15 protein-coding genes are annotated in these 15,980 nt (G+C 51.3%); 13 read left to right on the forward strand and 2 right to left on the reverse strand.

The features are described from left to right. Nucleotides 1-86 precede the first annotated feature (86 nt). The 5 genes from rbsK (at nt 87) to DVH26_RS13420 (ending at nt 4,078) form a co-directional block, all read left to right on the forward strand. Entirely contained in the window at nt 87-995 is a 909-nt protein-coding gene (rbsK, locus tag DVH26_RS13400) for a ribokinase (RefSeq protein WP_239634181.1), read from the forward strand. A 215-nt stretch (nt 996-1,210) separates the two neighbouring features. Further along, a complete protein-coding gene (locus tag DVH26_RS13405; RefSeq protein WP_239634182.1) occupies nt 1,211-1,570 on the forward strand; it encodes a hypothetical protein in 360 nt (119 codons plus the stop codon). Between the two features lie 357 nt (nt 1,571-1,927). After that, nucleotides 1,928-2,419 (forward strand): cation:proton antiporter regulatory subunit, encoded by a 492-nt coding sequence (locus DVH26_RS13410; RefSeq protein WP_239634183.1) that lies wholly within the window; start codon nt 1,928-1,930, stop codon nt 2,417-2,419. Between the two features lie 3 nt (nt 2,420-2,422). Next, nucleotides 2,423-3,646 carry a cation:proton antiporter gene (locus DVH26_RS13415; protein WP_239634184.1) on the forward strand — a complete coding sequence of 408 codons (1,224 nt, stop codon included), beginning with the start codon at nt 2,423-2,425 and terminating at the stop codon, nt 3,644-3,646. A 66-nt stretch (nt 3,647-3,712) separates the two neighbouring features. After that, nucleotides 3,713-4,078: a hypothetical protein gene (locus tag DVH26_RS13420; RefSeq protein ID WP_239634185.1), complete on the forward strand. Its 366-nt coding sequence runs from the start codon at nt 3,713-3,715 to the stop codon at nt 4,076-4,078. Between the two features lie 73 nt (nt 4,079-4,151). On the opposite strand, the gene DVH26_RS13425 is transcribed toward DVH26_RS13420, so the two are convergent. Next, entirely contained in the window at nt 4,152-4,523 is a 372-nt protein-coding gene (locus tag DVH26_RS13425) for a hypothetical protein (RefSeq protein WP_239634186.1), read from the reverse strand. A 223-nt stretch (nt 4,524-4,746) separates the two neighbouring features. On the opposite strand from DVH26_RS13425, the gene DVH26_RS13430 reads away from it, so the two are divergent. The 8 genes from DVH26_RS13430 (at nt 4,747) to hpaB (ending at nt 15,431) form a co-directional block, all read left to right on the forward strand. Further along, entirely contained in the window at nt 4,747-5,610 is an 864-nt protein-coding gene (locus tag DVH26_RS13430) for an NAD-dependent epimerase/dehydratase family protein (RefSeq protein WP_239634187.1), read from the forward strand. Nucleotides 5,611-5,759: 149 nt separating this feature from the next. Next, complete coding sequence (locus tag DVH26_RS13435; protein WP_239634188.1) at nt 5,760-7,544, forward strand: sensor histidine kinase; 1,785 nt, start codon at nt 5,760-5,762, stop codon at nt 7,542-7,544. Continuing rightward, the gene (locus tag DVH26_RS13440) at nt 7,544-9,100 is read left to right on the forward strand and encodes a response regulator transcription factor (RefSeq protein WP_239634189.1); all 1,557 of its coding nucleotides are present in this window, start codon (nt 7,544-7,546) and stop codon (nt 9,098-9,100) included. Before DVH26_RS13435 ends, DVH26_RS13440 begins: the two co-directional genes overlap by 1 nt. A 106-nt stretch (nt 9,101-9,206) precedes the next feature. After that, nucleotides 9,207-10,526 (forward strand): ABC transporter substrate-binding protein, encoded by a 1,320-nt coding sequence (locus tag DVH26_RS13445; protein WP_239634190.1) that lies wholly within the window; start codon nt 9,207-9,209, stop codon nt 10,524-10,526. Nucleotides 10,527-10,758: 232 nt separating this feature from the next. Further along, nucleotides 10,759-11,658 carry a carbohydrate ABC transporter permease gene (locus DVH26_RS13450; RefSeq protein WP_239634191.1) on the forward strand — a complete coding sequence of 300 codons (900 nt, stop codon included), beginning with the start codon at nt 10,759-10,761 and terminating at the stop codon, nt 11,656-11,658. A gap of 1 nt (nt 11,659) precedes the next feature. Next, entirely contained in the window at nt 11,660-12,505 is an 846-nt protein-coding gene (locus DVH26_RS13455) for a carbohydrate ABC transporter permease (RefSeq protein ID WP_239634192.1), read from the forward strand. 74 nt (nt 12,506-12,579) lie between these two features. Further along, nucleotides 12,580-13,605, forward strand: coding sequence for a glycoside hydrolase family 88/105 protein (locus DVH26_RS13460; RefSeq protein WP_239634193.1), 1,026 nt, complete (start codon nt 12,580-12,582; stop codon nt 13,603-13,605). A gap of 380 nt (nt 13,606-13,985) precedes the next feature. Beyond that, the gene (gene hpaB / locus DVH26_RS13465; protein WP_239634194.1) at nt 13,986-15,431 is read left to right on the forward strand and encodes a 4-hydroxyphenylacetate 3-monooxygenase, oxygenase component; all 1,446 of its coding nucleotides are present in this window, start codon (nt 13,986-13,988) and stop codon (nt 15,429-15,431) included. An 89-nt stretch (nt 15,432-15,520) separates the two neighbouring features. Here hpaB and DVH26_RS13470 read toward each other — a convergent pair whose 3' ends face one another. After that, nucleotides 15,521-15,835: a hypothetical protein gene (locus DVH26_RS13470; RefSeq protein ID WP_239634195.1), complete on the reverse strand. Its 315-nt coding sequence runs from the start codon at nt 15,833-15,835 to the stop codon at nt 15,521-15,523. Between the last annotated feature and the right edge of the window lie 145 nt (nt 15,836-15,980).

The raw sequence follows: 15,980 nt of genomic DNA on the forward strand, positions 1-15,980 counted from the left end.
GCTCGGGAAAGGTTGTTTATTTTGCTGAGGTCCCTAAGGGTGGTACAATAAACGTAACTCGGATGGATGAGGGAGGGGAGACTGTTATGACGAAGCTGTTGGTGGTAGGCAGCGTCAATATGGATATTGTTACGCAGGTAACGAAGCTGCCGTCTCCGGGGGAGACGGTGAAGGGGCTCGGGACGGACTATTTTCCCGGCGGCAAAGGAGCGAATCAGGCGGTGGCCGCGTCGCTGGCCGGCGGGGACGTTATTTTTGTCGGTGCTGTCGGGGATGACGAGTATGGTATTCGTCTGATCCATTCGCTGCATGAGAAAGGCGTGCGCACCGACTATGTAGTGAAGAAGATGACGAGCTCCGGAATCGCTTATATTAATGTCGATGCGGAAGCGCAAAATCATATTATTTTGTCCGAGGGCGCGAACGGTCAGCTGACCCCGGCCAACCTTGCCAGTCTGTCCCATGCTTTTGCCGATGTGCAAGGACTGCTGCTGCAGAACGAAATCCCGTGGGAAACGACCGTATACGCGATGCAGGAGGCTAGAAGAAACGGCGTATTCACCTGTTACAATCCGGCTCCGGCCGCCCCGGTTCCGCCCGAAGTGTGGCCATTGATCGATCTGCTTGTCGTCAACGAGAGCGAAGCGGAGCAGCTGTCGGGAAGCCGTGTGGAGTCGGCCGGGCAGGGAGAACGGATGGCGGAGGCACTATTGGAATTGGGAGCTAACGCCGTCTTGCTGACGCTTGGAGAGCACGGAAGCCTGTACGCGGATCGGCAAGGTACGGTCGTGCGGCAGGAAGCGTACAAGGTGAAGGCGGTCGATACGACGGCGGCTGGAGACACGTTTATCGGCAGCTTTATGGTTGCCTACTTGTCAAAGTGGCCCGTCCAGGACAGCTTGCGGTTCGCTTCCGCGGCGGCGGCTTTAACCGTATCCCGCCCTGGAGCACAAGCCTCGATCCCCGATAGGAAAGAAATTGGGGATTTTATGTAATCCAAGAGACGCTGCCCGTTCGTTCAACGGGAGCGTCTTTTTATATAGAATTTATAATGGGGCTTCCCATAAAGTATCTGATGGACTTCGAAGTCAAAGCTCCACTTAGCGGGGTTAATTGCTACTCCAAAATATATTAAAGGCTGAATAATTGAAAAAAAGGCCGATTTGTGGTATAATTTGATCGAAATAAGACTAAAAGGGGGTGAAATTGAATGATAACTCGTTTTATCTCGTCCAATCGCATGTTATCTGTTATGTTTATCGTCGTTTTTATGATCTTTGCCACGCCTACTCCGATTGCGGAATCCAATATCAACGAAACGGCACGGACTACCGTTCAGCAAGGGATGGAGTTTTATTCCACGAATACTACGGTCCGTAAGCAGACCTCTACCTCCGAAACGCTTCGCGTATTGGCTTATTTGGCGACGCTGCATGCTGTTCTGCATAGCTTGATTCCTATGGTTCGCCGCGTGCTTACTGAAGCACATATCTCATTTCACCCTCAGATTGCCCGCCGGTTAACCCGGATGCTGTTATCCCCCCTCAAGTTCTCATCGTTGTACGTGTAGTGTGTCAACCCCTCTTTGTAATTCGCCGATAGTACCATACCGTTTATTCCCTTTGAGGCAATCCCATTTGCCGTGGTTAGCTTGTTAGAGCTGTTACTAACGTTTGTTTGAGCTGAGCGTTACTTGCCAGCCAAGCCATTGTCAAAAAGTTAAGGTTTATTCTCATTCTGCTCTTTTGACCTTCTTTTTCAAAAATGAAAAGAAAAAGGTTTGTTTGCTTCTGCTCAAAAAATAGGTCAGCAGACGTTTGTTTGCTTCTGCTCAAAAAAATAGGGTCAGCAGACGCTTATTTGACTGCGCCTAATTGTTTACTGCGTTAAAACGATAAAGTGAATTTTCATACAGGAGGACAGGTTTATGACAATAAGAGAAAGCGATCTCCCGGGAATCGGGAAAAAGTTTCAAATAACCACTCGCGGCGGCGATAAGCTGGTAATCGTCATCCATGACGACGGCCGCAGGGAATGCTACCATTTCGATCACGAAAACCCGGATGACAGTGTTTCCATGATTACGCTGGATGATGACGAAGCGCGTCTGGTCGCAGGTATTATCGGCGGAATGACTTATAAGCCGAAAGCTTTGGAATCGATGGAAATGGCTCTGGACGATCTCATTATCGAGTGGTACCGGGTGGAAGCCGATTACGGCTGCGTCGGCAAATCGATCGGTGAGCTGAATGTGCGCAAACAGTCAGGAGCGACCATTATTGCCGTCATTGAGAAGCGATCTAAACAGATCAACCCGGGGCCGGATGTAATTCTTACTGCGGAGAGCATGGTAGTGGTTGCGGGCGAGAGGGGGCAGCAGAAGCTTTTTAAACAAATTTTAATGAAGGGAAGTGAATGACCTATGAACTACATTGTCTTTGAGATAGGGGTGGCGATAGCGCTGATTGCTTTATCGGGCTTGCTGTCGGCGAAGCTCCGCTTTTCGGTCATCCCGTTTTATATATTGGTAGGTATGGCGGTCGGACCGCATTCCTTCGAAATTTGGCACATCGATCTCCGGTTTATCCAAAGTGCGCCGCTGATTGAATTTTTAGGCCGCATCGGCGTTCTGTTCTTGCTGTTTTATTTGGGGCTTGAGTTTTCCGTAGGCCGATTGATCAAATCGGGACGCTCCATAGCGGTCGGCGGAACGATCTATATTCTGATCAATTTCACGCTTGGCTTGTTGTTCGGCTATGTAGCGGGCCTGCCATTCCTGGAAATGCTCGTTGTCGCAGGTATCACGACGATATCATCCAGCGCGATCGTTGCCAAGGTGCTGGTCGACCTGAAACGAACGGCGAATCCGGAAACCGAGATGATTCTCGGAATCATCATGTTCGAGGACGTGTTCCTGGCGATCTATATCTCCATCGTCTCCGGATTGGTGCTTAGCGGTTCTACATCACTCGCCGGTATCCTGACTTCGGCCCTGATAGCGCTCGGCTTCATGCTGCTTGTGCTAATTGTCGGCCGCAAAGCGGTACCCCTCTTGAACCGGATGTTGAATATTCGATCTAACGAACTGTTTTTGCTGGTTATTTTCTCGATATTATTTATTATCGCAGGCTTCTCCGAAACCATCCATGTAGCCGAAGCGATCGGCGCTTTGCTCGTCGGTCTGGTGCTTGCCGAGACGGAGCATATGAAACGGATCGAGCATTTGATTCTGCCGTTTCGCGATTTCTTCGGAGCGATCTTCTTTTTCAGCTTTGGTCTTACGATCGATCCGTTCTCGCTTGGCGGAGCGGTATGGCTTTCTCTGGTTGCGGTGGTGCTAACGCTGATCGGCAATTTTGCCGCAGGCATGTGGGCCGGACGATACGCCGGATTATCCCCTAAAGCATCGGTGAATATCGGGCTGACCATCGTGGCGCGCGGCGAATTCTCGATCATCATGGCCAACCTGGCCAAAGCTGGCGGTCTCCTCCCTATCGTGCAGCCATTCGCTGCATTATATGTACTGATCCTAGCCGTTATAGGACCGCTGCTGACCAAGGAGACCAAGCACATTTATGCCGGCCTGGAACGGATCCGCAAGCTGACGGGTACGAAGAGGAACAAGACTGTATCGCCCGACCGGTAAAATTGGACTTGATTCACAACGCTAGTAAAGGCTTCTAACCGAACAGTAGGTGAGGAGGGATGGAACGTGCGGCATCTCAATTCCATGTTGGGCAGGTTGGTGAACGACTCCTGCTGGCTGCGTCGAATGACGATCAACAGCAGCCGTGGCGAGCTTATTATTACAGAAATTCGGAACACTACTAGACATGAACCCGTAATTCAGAGCAGCAAAGCCGGTGACCAGATCACCGTTCATACGATACAGCTGATTATTTCCCGGCTGGAGGTAGTGACATTGACGGATTTCATCCGTGCCATCGATCCGGAAGCGGTGATTGATGTTGTGGGATATTCTCCCGAAGAGACACCGGTGAGAAGAGGATGGAAGCGTCATACGCGCCATGATCTGCCGGATGTCACGAAGTACGGCAACGAGTGGCGGGATTCGTAAAACGAAAAAAACCAAGAGAGCAGGCACCGGGCAGTCTTAACCGTCGGGTATTTACTCTCTTGGCTTTTTTGCTTCATGTGCCTTGGGACATACGGACCCGCTGGCGCAATTCAGCCGCGACCTCGCGGGGATGATCGATCTGAAAGATGACATACCGGTACGTGTCGTGTCCGTTCAATTCGACAATGATGAGGGAGTCCGGCTGCTCATAGGATAAGAAGTACCATTCGTTCCTGTATTTAAAGCTGCCTTCATAAATATGAAGCGGTGCCAAGGATGTTCCGGGCATGCGGAGCATCCAGAGCGGAGCGTGGTAGGAATCGACCAGAACGCTGTGAACCGTGCGGTACGGGACGACAACCTTGGATTTAAAAGCAAAAATGCGCGTCCAACCTTGAAGCTGCAACGTAAATTGTGTCTCATCAAAAAGTACGTTTCTACCCATTACGGACATACCTCCTTGATCAAATACGCTGTAGTCTAAGCATAACATACTTGTCCATAGGGGACTATGGATTGTCTAATAAGGAGTCATTTTCCTGACAAGGGGATTAAGCATGGTATATTTCAAATAATGAAAATTGGCTCTATTCGATGTACCAAATGTCCGTTAAAGTAGTTAGCATAACTATCCAACATGAATCTATTCATATTAGGAGGTATCTCGGATGAACATATTTGTTGCAGGATGTACCGGGGCTATAGGCAGACGGATGGTTCCGGAGCTGGTAAGAAGGGGGCATGAGGTGACGGGAATGATCCGAAATCCGGATCAGAGCGAGCTGATCGAGCGGATGGGGGCTCGTGCGGTCATTGCCGACGTGTTCGACAGGGAGGCCGTGTTCAAAGCGGTGGAGCAAGCGCGGCCGGAGGTTGTCATCCATCAGCTGACGTCCTTAAGCACCCGCAATTTTGCGGACAATGCCCGAATCCGCATAGAAGGCACGCGCAATCTGGCGAATGCGGCTCTGTCCTCCGGCGTTAAGCGCATACTCGCGCAAAGCATTTCCTGGGTTTATGAGCCCGGTGAAGGGCCTGCTTCTGAAGCGGTGCCGCTGGATCTGGGGGCTCCGTCCCCGCGGAAGGAGACGGTAGCGGCGGTTCACGCGTTGGAGTCGGCAGCAGCCGAGGTTCCGGAGCACGTGATTTTGCGCTACGGTATGCTGTATGGACCGGGCACTTGGTATGAGCGCGGGGGTTACATGGACGAAGTCATTCGCGGCGGACAGGCGACGGCAACGGATGGGGTCGCTTCCTTCGTCCATGTGGAGGACGCTGCCATGGCGGCTGTAGCGGCCCTGGAATGGCCCTCCGGCCCGGTAAACATTGTTGACGACGAACCGGCCAAGGGGACCGAATGGCTGCCGGTGTTTGCCGAAGCTATCGGCGCGCAGTCGCCCGAAATTACGCAGGGAGGCAGCGGCTGGGAGCGGGGAGCGTCCAACGCCAAGGCCCGTAAGGAGTATGGCTGGCAGCCGTTTTATCCGTCGTGGCGGACAGGCTTTGCACTAAGTATGGCATCCAAGTCTTAGGCAAGGGCAGTCGGATTTCATACAAGAGCATATCCAACAGTGCCGATTTTCCGGTGTTTGGCATCTTCCGGGCATTAACATTGGCTGCACGGGGCTTCCTGTAGTACGATAAGGGATACGCGATGCAGTTATGAAGGGGGATGCCGGTAATGATCAAACGGTTACCGTTTCCGTTGGGTACGATAACGAAAAATTGGAAAATAAAACATAAAGTCATTTCTCTCATTTCGTTTATTATGGCTTTTTGTTTTCTTATCACTTACTTTGCGCTCCAATATGCGTATTCCATCTATGACGAGCAGCTGTATTCCAAATCGTCGCAGCTTCTCAATCTGTCTTCCGGAGGGATTGAGAACGAGCTGCAGCGGCTGGACAAGCTTTCCTTCACGATAGCGACCGATCCGCAAATTCAAAGTCTGCTTCGAGCGATTAACGAGGATACGCCGGAGTTTGAGAAATACCGGCTGCGGCGGTTCGTCTCGGATAGGCTGGTCCAGTTCGCAGGGTACGAGAAGTACATTTACTCCATGGAGGTCACCGACCGGCTGGGTGAGCAAGCGATGGCGGGACAATCGTCCCAGGCGACCGTTGCCAAAAATCAGACCATTCTCGAGGAGTCGGCCAAAGGCTCCGGGGAAACGCGCTGGATATTCCCTGATCCGGACGATACTTATTTGATCGCTGCCCGTGAGATCAGGTCATATGAGGATTTCAACCTGAACCGGATCGGCACGCTGGTCGTTCGCATCCGTTTCGATAAGATCGTCGATGACGTCGTAGAGGGAACGGAATTGAAGAGCGGAGAGATGCAGATCGGCTCCGGACAGCATATTATTTATCCTGCAAACCCTGCTGACCATGCGCAGACGCAAGTCATGGCCATACCCGGCAACGAGGAGTGGAGCCGCGGCGGCTATTTAATCAAGCAGATCAATGACAGGCCGTATTTCCTGACGCAGATCCGATCCGGCTATTTGGGCTGGTCGTATTTGAGCCTTGTCCCATATGATGCGATTTTCAACAAAATTGTTCTGATGAAGCGGATTTTGCTTATCGGATTTGTCGCCAGCCTGCTGGTGGTATTGGCGATTGCGATCAATTTCGCCCGGAGTCTTACGAAGCCGATTGAAACCCTGATTGGCCGGATGAGGCAGGTGCAAAAGGGTGATTTCAGCCTGACGGAGGCCGAATTGTCCGAGCAGCCGATGCTGCAGATGGATGAAGTCGGCCAGCTGCAGCGGACGTTCCGTATGATGATCCAGCAGATCAACGAATTGATCACGGAAAATTACGCGAAGCAGCTGACAATTAAGGAAACCCAATTCAAAGCGCTGCAGGCGCAAATTAACCCGCATTTTTTGTATAACACTCTCGACTCGATCAACTGGCTGGCCAAGACGAACGGGCAGCCGCAAATTTCGCGGATGGTGGAATCGCTCGGCTTTTTGCTTCGCAACTCGATCAGCTTGCGGGAAACGCTCATTACGGTGAGCGAGGAGCTCGATATTGTCATGAGCTACATTACGATCCAGAAATACCGGTTCGAAGAACGGCTCGTGTTCGAGATGGATGTGCCTGACGAAGCAAAGAAGCTTATTCTTCCGAAATTCACTCTCCAGCCTCTTATCGAGAATGCGATCCATTATGCGGTCGAATCCATGCTGGAGCCTTGCCTCATTCGAATACGAACCGATAGAGAGCCTGGCGGGCTTATTCTCATTGTAGAGGATAACGGACCGGGAATGGACGAGCAGCTGTTGGAGCAGGTGCGCCGGGGAGAGGCGAGAACCCGGGGAAGCGGGATCGGCTTGAAAAATATCGAAGAGCGTATCATACTTGCATTTGGAGAAGAGTACGGCATTCGGTTGGACAGCCAACCTGGCAAAGGGACTCGCGTCTCTATCATCATACCGGATGAAACGAGGGAAACGTAATGTATAAAGTATTGCTGGTGGACGACGAACGAATCATTTTGGACGGTATATCGAGAATTGTCGATTGGGAAGGGGCCGGGACGGTGCTCGCCGGGACGGCCCGCAACGGGATCGAGGCATACGAATTTGTATCCGTCAACCGGCCGGATATTATCATAAGCGATATTAAGATGCCGGGGATGGACGGCTTGCAGCTGGCGGCGAAGCTCCATGCGGACTTTCCGGATATCCGGGTTGTCCTGCTGTCAGGCTTCGGCGAATTCGAATATGCGCGTTCGGCTATGGAATATGGAGTGAAGCATTACTTGCTGAAGCCGTGCAACGAGAACAAAATTATGGAGGTGCTTCAGGAGCTTGTCGGGGAGCTGGAGCAGGAGCGTGAAAGCGAGCAATTCGTCCGCACGATGCGGGAGGGCCTCGAGAAAGTGCTGCCTTATGTAAAGGAGCAGTTTCTGAAGGAATTCGTGACGAACAAGACCTACGGCAACCGGGATTGGGAATATTACCGGCATTTGTTCCGGGTCGATCTCGGCAGCCGCCACGTGCGTCTGCTTCTCTTTCATTTGGACGGCCCGTTCGAGTTCGAGCACTTGTTTGCGGTGAAAAATATCGCCGAGGAGCTGCTGGACAAAACCGTATTAAGCTCTACAGTAGGAGATCACGTTCTCATCGTTGTTGAAGATCCTGAGGAGCTGAGCGTACTTCTTGAGAGGATCGGGAACATTCGTGAGACGTTTCTTCGTTATTACCGGATCGATCTGACAATAGCTCTGAGCGAAGCGGATGTCATTACACGCACCCGCAAGCTGTTCAAGCAGACGCTGGAATGCTTGAATTACCGGTTTTATTTGGGCGAGGGCAGCGTGATTACGGAGCGCGATATCTTAGGCTTGACCACGGAGTCCGCCGAGTCCGGCGACCTGAATTTCAACGAGGAGCATCTGATGCTTCAGATTAAAACCGGGCGCTGGGAAGAGGCATCCCGGGAGATCGACTTGTTCTTTCAGCGGATTGCCGAGCTTCGTTCCGATATCGCGACTTCGCAATCGTACGTCATTCAGCTGTTTATGGCGATGATCCGTCTCGGCAACTCGGACGACATGAGCCGCTACATGGATCAGATGGTGAAGCTGATGCAGCTTGATACGCTTCAGGCGATCCAGGCTTTCTTCAAGGAGGCGGCGGAGCACATTACGCTGCTTCATTACGAGCAGACGAAGACGAAGAACAGCGCCATCGTCAGCAAAGTGATCGATATCGTGAACAACCATCTCGGCGATCCCGAGCTGTCGCTGAACTGGGTGGCCCATCAGATGCTGTACATGAACTCGGATTATTTGGGGAAACTGTTTAAAAAAGAAACCGGGGAAAAATTTTCGAACTACGTCATGAAGACGAGAATTTCCAAGGCGATCGATTTGATCGAGCAAAATAGGGACATTAAGATATTCGAGCTAGCCGAGCAGCTCGGATTCGGCGATAATCCGCAATATTTCAGCCAAGTGTTCAAAAAATATGCCGGCTGTACGCCGTCGGAATATATGAAGTCCAATTGAATACCTCTGTTTTTTAAACAAGGAGAACGGTTTTTTGAATTCTATTTCTGATCCTTACACGAGATAATAGCTATGTAACCACGAACCATCAGGGGAGGAAATAGAGATGAAGAAAGCGTTGCCAATATTGCTCTCGCTGTCCGTCGTTTTAACTGCCGCAGGCTGTGGAGGGAATGCAGCTTCCGGAGGAGATACATCCAAGCAAGCGGATTCCGCCGCTTCCGGCAGCAAGGACCCGGTAACACTGCGCATTGCGTGGTGGGGCGGTCAGGCAAGACATGACTATACTTTGAAAGTAATCGAGCTGTACCAAAAGAAAAATCCGAACGTGAAAATTGAAGCCGAATACGCTTCGTTCGATGACTACTGGAAGAAGCTGGCTCCTCAGGCTGCAGCGAACGGCTTGCCGGATATTATTCAAATGGATATGTCCTACATCAGCCAGTTCGGCGGCAGAGGTCAGCTGGAGGATCTTCGCCCTTACACGACCAACGGGAAGCTGGATACTTCGGCTGTGAACGCGAATACTCTGAAGAGCGGGGAATACGACGGCAAGCTGTATCAAATTCCGCTCGGGGTCAATGCTCTCGGCGCTACGGTAGACCCGGATATCGTTACCAAAGCAGGGGCGACTATGCCGGCTAAAACCTGGACATGGGACGACATGGAAGCACTGGCCGGGAAGCTGAAATCGAACGGCAAATTGCTTGCAGACTACCTGCGCTACGATGTGTACTTCCCTTATTATTTGCGCACGATCGACCAAAAAATGTACAGCGCAGACGGTACTAGCCTTGGCTACACCGATGATAAAGCATTTATCGAATACTACAAGCGTTATCAGAAATGGTACGACGCAGGCTATCTGCTGAGCTTGGATAAGCTGGCTCAGAAGAAGTTTACGCCGGAAGACGACGAAATGGTATTGGGCAACGCGGTGGGCAGCTTCGCATGGTCTAACCAATACGTAGCTTGGTCTGCAGCGGCGAAACGTCCGACGGAATTGATTCCGATTCCTGGCCCGAACGCCAACAAAGGCTTGTTCCTGAAGCCAAGCATGGGCTTCTCCGTAGCGAAAAGCTCGAAGCAGAAGGAAGAAGCGGTTAAATTCATTAACTTCTTCGTTAACGATATCGAAGCGAACCAAATTATTAAAGGCGAGCGCGGAGTACCTATCTCTTCCAAGGTACAGGATGCTCTGAAGCCGTCGCTGTCTCCTGCCGAAGTGAAAGTATTCGACTATGTGGCATGGGCAGAGAAGAACAGCAGCCCGATGGATCCTCCGAACCCAGTCGGTTCCATTGAAGTAGAGAAGCTGTTGAAGGATTTGAGCGAGCAAATTTTGTACAAGAAAATTTCCGTAGAAGACGCGGCTGCGAAATTCCGTAAGGACGCGAACGCGATCTTGGCGAAAAACAAAAAGTAATTTATTGTTTAGATCGTACAGAACGGACCTGGACAGCTCCATTGATGGAGCCGTTCGGGTCTGTTTTTTTGTGGACCTATATACGATTTTGGCTTGAATCGAGGTCTGTTTTTTAAACAAAATGAACGGTTTTTTGAATTCTTAATCCGCACCGGAGTCTTTATAATGAAGGATATAGAAGCAACAGGCCATGCTCACTACAGCAAATTTACTAGCATAGGGGTTGAATTCCATGAAGCTGCGGGACAACGACAATGTGGTCGGATACGTGTTTACCGCTCCGTTTATCATCGGTTTTCTCATTTTCACTTTGTATCCAATCCTGTCATCCTTGTATTACTCTTTTACGGAGTATAACTTGATGGAGGCGCCTAGATGGATAGGCTTCGACAATTATCAACGGATATTTACGGAAGACGATAAAATATGGAAATCGTTTCAAGTTACGTTCACCTACGTATTCGCGAGCGTACCTCTTCGGCTCGGCTTCGCCTTAATCGTTGCGATGCTGCTGAATAAGGCTGCCCGCGGGATCGGCGTGTACCGTTCCGCTTATTATCTGCCTTCCCTGATTGGGGGCAGCGTGGCAGTCTCCATCATGTGGACGCAAATTTTCGGCGATAAAGGGCTCCTGAACTCGTTCCTCGGCGTCATCGGAATTCATACGGAGACCTCGTGGATCGGTAGTCCCGGTACCGCGTTGTGGACGCTGATCGCCTTGTCGGTATGGCAGTTCGGATCCTCGATGCTTATTTTCCTGGCGGGGCTGAAAAATATTCCCGCATCGCTCTACGAAGCGGCTAGCGTGGACGGTGCGAACGGATTTTACAAGTTCTTCAAAATCACCTTGCCGCTGCTCAGCCCGATCATCCTGTTCAACCTGATCATGCAAACGATCTCAGCATTCATGACCTTTACCCCGGCCTACATCATTTCCCGCGGGGAAGGCGGACCGCTTGACAACACGCTGTTGTATTCCTTGTATTTGTACCGGAGAGCTTTCGTATTCTTCGAAATGGGTTATGCGTCCGCGATGGCATGGATCATGCTGATCATTATCGGTGTCATTACGCTCGCCATCTTCAAATCGGCGAACTTCTGGGTACATTACGAGTCGAAAGGAGAGAAATAACATGCCGTCCACAGCTCGACGCTTTCAACCTTTTCTATATCATCTCGTTGTCGGCTTGCTGGCGCTCTTGATGATTTATCCGATCCTTTGGCTGGCGGTCAGCTCCTTGAAGCCTAACGATGAAATTTTTTCCCAAGCCTACAGCCTCATCCCGAGCCGGTTGGAGTTCATTAACTACGTGACCGGGTGGAAAGGGTTCGCGGGCAATACGTTCGGCACCTTTTTCAAAAACTCGTTCATTATCGTTATTTTCTCTACCATCGGCGCCGTAGTTTCTTCCGCGCTCGTCGCCTACGGCCTGGCCCGGATTCCGTTCAAAGGAAAAGGCTTCTGGTTCAGCTGTGTCATGATGACGATGATGCTGCCGCACGACGTTACGGTGATCCCGCAGTACGTGATGTTCGCGAAGCTGGAATGGCTGTCTTCGTTCAAGCCGATTATCGTCCCGAGCTTTTTCGGAGTTCCTTTCTTCATCTTTCTCATTATGCAGTTCATCCGCACGATACCGCCGGAAATGGATGAAGCGGCCAAAATGGACGGATGTAACAAATACTCGATCTTTTTCCGGATTATCGTTCCGATGATCGTTCCTTCGCTTGTTACGGCTACGATCTTCCAATTTTACTGGAAATGGGACGACTTCATTAATCCGCTGCTGTACTTGAATAAACCTTCGCTCTATCCGGTATCGCTTGCGCTCAAGCTGTTCCTCGACGGAGATTCGATCAATAACTGGGGCGGGATGTTCGCCATGTCGACGCTGTCGCTCTTGCCGATCGTTATCGTATTCTTTATTTTCCAAAAGTTTATCGTCGAAGGCATCAGCACCAGCGGCTTAAAAGGATAACGGAAACGGCTGTTATAACTATAAAATCAGGGGCCTGCACAACAGGCTCCATCATCTCGGGAGGGGTCATGGACATGCCGGCATTACTATATGATGAACAGGAAATTCGCAGCGCAATCGACCGGGTCGTACACCGGACGTTTCAAATGGATTTTAACTGGGACTGGCCGGGCGGCGTAGCCTTCTACGGCGTAACGGAAGCTTACGAGGCGACGGGCAAGCAAGAATATTTGGACATGCTCAAAGCCTGGGTGGACGAGCAGCTGGAGGACGGCCTGCCGAAGCTGACGGTCAATGCGGTATCCATTGGGCATTCGCTGCTTACCTTGTACAAGGCAACAGGGGAAGAGAAGTATATCGACTTCGCGGTGCAAATGGCCGATTTCCTTATGAACGACGCGGAACGGTTCGCGGACGGTATTTTCCAGCATACGGTCAACTCGGAGGATTACAACTTCCCTGAGCAGGCTTGGGTCGACACGATGTTCATGGCCGGTTACTTCCTCGTCCGGATCGGCACGCTGCTGAACCGCACCGATTATTTGGAGGACGGTATCAAGCAGTACCACGGTCATGAGGAGTTTTTGCAGGATCCGGTAACGAATTTGTACTACCATGGCTGGGACAACCTGGCTCAGAACCATATGTCAGGCATATATTGGGCGCGCGGCAATTCTTGGGCAGCGATTACGATGGCAAGAGCCTTGAAATTGATCCACGTCACCCATCCGTCGTTCATGATTATCGAAGGCTCGCTTCGCGATCAGCTGGCCGCGCTGGTGAGGCTGCAGGCGGATTCCGGGCTGTGGCATACCGTGCTGAACGATCCGGACTCTTACACGGAAACCTCCGGATCGGCGGGCATTGCGGCGGCGTTTATCGGGAGCGGCAAAATGTACAATAAATACGTGAACAAATCGATTCAAGGCATCCTAGGCCGCATAGATGAGGACGGCTCGGTAAGAGGCGTATCGGCGGGCACGGCCGTCATGAGGGATGCGGAAGGCTACAAGGGCGTTCCTTACAAAAGAGTGCAGGGCTGGGGACAAGGACTGGCGTTAACCTTCCTGTCTTCGCTGCTGACACGCAAGGAATGGTAAGAGAGGAAACACCGGCTGGATAGGCAACCGGTGTTTTTTCGATTACCCCTTCGAGGAACTTGAATTCCCCAGTATACTCCCGGTGGGATATCTCCCTCCAGCCGCTGTTGAAACCCGTGAATTGGATTGGAATTATTGGTATTTTCACGGATTTCAAAGGCGGACGCTAACGCTCCTCCGAGAGATATTCCCACCGTATGTAAATGGTGAATTTGTCGACCAATAAGGGCTCTCCGAAAGCACAACCGGCTGCAAAAACAGCCGGTATTTGCGCTGGAAAATAAAGAGGGACATGCCGAAAGGACATAAATCAGCGTTTGTCCCATAGCCATCTTTCCCGAGTAACGTAAACTATACAAAAACCATAGGGAGGTAGATCTATGCCGATCAAAAACGGAGAGCAGTATATCGATCGCCTCAAACGTTCCAACGCAAGCGTCTGGATTCACGGGGAAAAAGTAAACGTACCTATTCCGAGCCACCCCGCATTTGCAGGTCTGATCTCTACCCAGGCGGAACTGTACGATATGCAGAGCCGGGAAGAGCTGCGGTCCGTCATGACCTACGAATCGCCAACGACCGGAGAGCCGGTAGGGCTATCTTTCCTGCAGCCGGCAAACCGCTCGGACCTGGAGAGACGGAGGAGCATGATGAAGGTGTGGGCGGAAGCGCACCATGGTTTTTTGGGCCGCGCCCCGGATTATATGAACACGGGGATGATGGCGTTCGGTTCGGCTGCCGGCTTGTTGAATGAACTGCATCCGACCTATGCCGAGAACATGAAAGCGTACTACGAATACTGCCGTGAGAACGACATTACGCTGTCTCATGCGTTTATTGTTCCTCATACGGCAAGATTGAGCACGCTCATGAAGACGTTGGAAGAGCCCGACGCGCCGCGCGTTATAGAGAAGACCAAGGACGGCCTTGTTGTGAGCGGTGCGTTTTTGCTGGCGACGCAAGGGGTTACGGCAGAGGAAATCCTTATTTTCCCTCCGCCGCTGCCATCGATTTACGAGGAGAATCCTCACGCCTTCGCCATCGCGATTCCTCACGATCTGCCGGGAGTGAAGTTTATATGCAGGGAAAGCTTCGTCTCGGGAGCGTCGGCATTTGATTTTCCTTTGAGCTCCCGGTATGAGGAAATGGATACGCTGGTCGTTCTGGATCATGTCCTCGTTCCGCATGAGCGGGTATTACTGTACGGCGACGAGCATATGGCGGTCCGTTTCATCGAGGAGAGTCATTTTCACATGCATGCCGGTCATCAGGTGCTTTGCCGCAATATCGCCAAGACCGAATTTTTGCTCGGAACGGTCGAATCCATCATTCAATCGCTCGGATTGCGTACGTATACGCAGGTAATAGAAAAAGCGGCGGAGGTCATCGCAACGCTGGAAACGCTCAAGGCTCTGCTCACCGCTTCCGAAGCCAATGCGCAATTGGACCGGTGGGGAACGATGCTGCCGGATGCGAAGCCGCTGTCTGCGGCCAGCTATTTGTTTCCAAAGCTGTATCCCCGCATGCTGGAGATCGTTCAGCTGCTTGGTGCAAGCGGTCTCGTCATGATACCCGGCGAAGACGACTTCCGGTCGGATGTGGCGGACGAGATCGGCCGATATTTACGAGGCATCGACATCAGCGCCAAAGATAGAGTAGGCCTGTTCCGGCTCGCATGGGAAATGAGCTCGAGCTCCTTTGCCGGCCGGCAAAGCTTGTATGAGCGGTTCTTTTTCGGGGATGCCGTCAAAGTCTCGACCCGTCTATATCACGGCTATTCCGAGAAGGATACATTTGCCGAAACGGTGAAGCGGTTTCTAACGTAGCAAGCGCAGACTCGCCGCAAACGCCAAAAGGACTGTCTCCGACATCGCTGTCTGGGGCAGTCCAAGGCAGTAAGCGGGATATAGTTCTTTTATCGCAGCTTGCGGCGGGGATATACGTTCTCATGCTTGAAATAGCTTAATAATAGCAAAATGGCGGTAATGATATGAAGGATCATGCCTACAAAAGGAATCCATCCGATTGCTGACGTGACGATGCCGGCAATGCTTCCGTGGCGGTCCTTGTTCTCCCGCAAAGCAAGGAGCAGCGTAATGATATGAAGGACGAACATAATAAACAGAGGTGCGTAAGACAAGCTCAGAATGATGATACCGCCTAAAAAAGGAATCCCCAGTATGCCTTCCAAAATGCCCGTTACAAGAAGAAGAGCTCTTGCATTGCTCATCCGAATGCCTCCCTCCGAAAGTTCGCTACAGGTAGTATTTCTTCCAGCGTATGATGAAATCCTCCCCGCTTATGACAAAAAGTTACAACGATTGCACCGGCTTTAGATTCGGACTGATTTCGAAGGAAAAGCTTCACTTCGCGAG

Source organism: Paenibacillus sp. H1-7 (assembly GCF_022354825.1).
In the GTDB taxonomy this organism is placed as follows: Bacteria; Bacillota; Bacilli; order Paenibacillales; family NBRC-103111; genus Paenibacillus_S.

Excerpts from the sequence above, each read along its gene's own strand:
- DVH26_RS13410 (WP_239634183.1), top strand. The coding sequence starts at position 1,928 with ATGACAATAAGAGAAAGCGATCTCCCGGGAATCGGGAAAAAGTTTCAA.
- hpaB (WP_239634194.1), top strand. The coding sequence starts at position 13,986 with ATGCCGATCAAAAACGGAGAGCAGTATATCGATCGCCTCAAACGTTCC.
- DVH26_RS13460 (WP_239634193.1), top strand. The coding sequence starts at position 12,580 with ATGCCGGCATTACTATATGATGAACAGGAAATTCGCAGCGCAATCGAC.
- DVH26_RS13405 (WP_239634182.1), top strand. The coding sequence starts at position 1,211 with ATGATAACTCGTTTTATCTCGTCCAATCGCATGTTATCTGTTATGTTT.
- DVH26_RS13425 (WP_239634186.1), bottom strand. The coding sequence starts at position 4,523 with ATGGGTAGAAACGTACTTTTTGATGAGACACAATTTACGTTGCAGCTT.
- DVH26_RS13450 (WP_239634191.1), top strand. The coding sequence starts at position 10,759 with ATGAAGCTGCGGGACAACGACAATGTGGTCGGATACGTGTTTACCGCT.
- DVH26_RS13440 (WP_239634189.1), top strand. The coding sequence starts at position 7,544 with ATGTATAAAGTATTGCTGGTGGACGACGAACGAATCATTTTGGACGGT.
- DVH26_RS13430 (WP_239634187.1), top strand. The coding sequence starts at position 4,747 with ATGAACATATTTGTTGCAGGATGTACCGGGGCTATAGGCAGACGGATG.
- DVH26_RS13445 (WP_239634190.1), top strand. The coding sequence starts at position 9,207 with ATGAAGAAAGCGTTGCCAATATTGCTCTCGCTGTCCGTCGTTTTAACT.
- DVH26_RS13470 (WP_239634195.1), bottom strand. The coding sequence starts at position 15,835 with ATGAGCAATGCAAGAGCTCTTCTTCTTGTAACGGGCATTTTGGAAGGC.
- DVH26_RS13415 (WP_239634184.1), top strand. The coding sequence starts at position 2,423 with ATGAACTACATTGTCTTTGAGATAGGGGTGGCGATAGCGCTGATTGCT.
- rbsK (WP_239634181.1), top strand. The coding sequence starts at position 87 with ATGACGAAGCTGTTGGTGGTAGGCAGCGTCAATATGGATATTGTTACG.
- DVH26_RS13435 (WP_239634188.1), top strand. The coding sequence starts at position 5,760 with ATGATCAAACGGTTACCGTTTCCGTTGGGTACGATAACGAAAAATTGG.
- DVH26_RS13455 (WP_239634192.1), top strand. The coding sequence starts at position 11,660 with ATGCCGTCCACAGCTCGACGCTTTCAACCTTTTCTATATCATCTCGTT.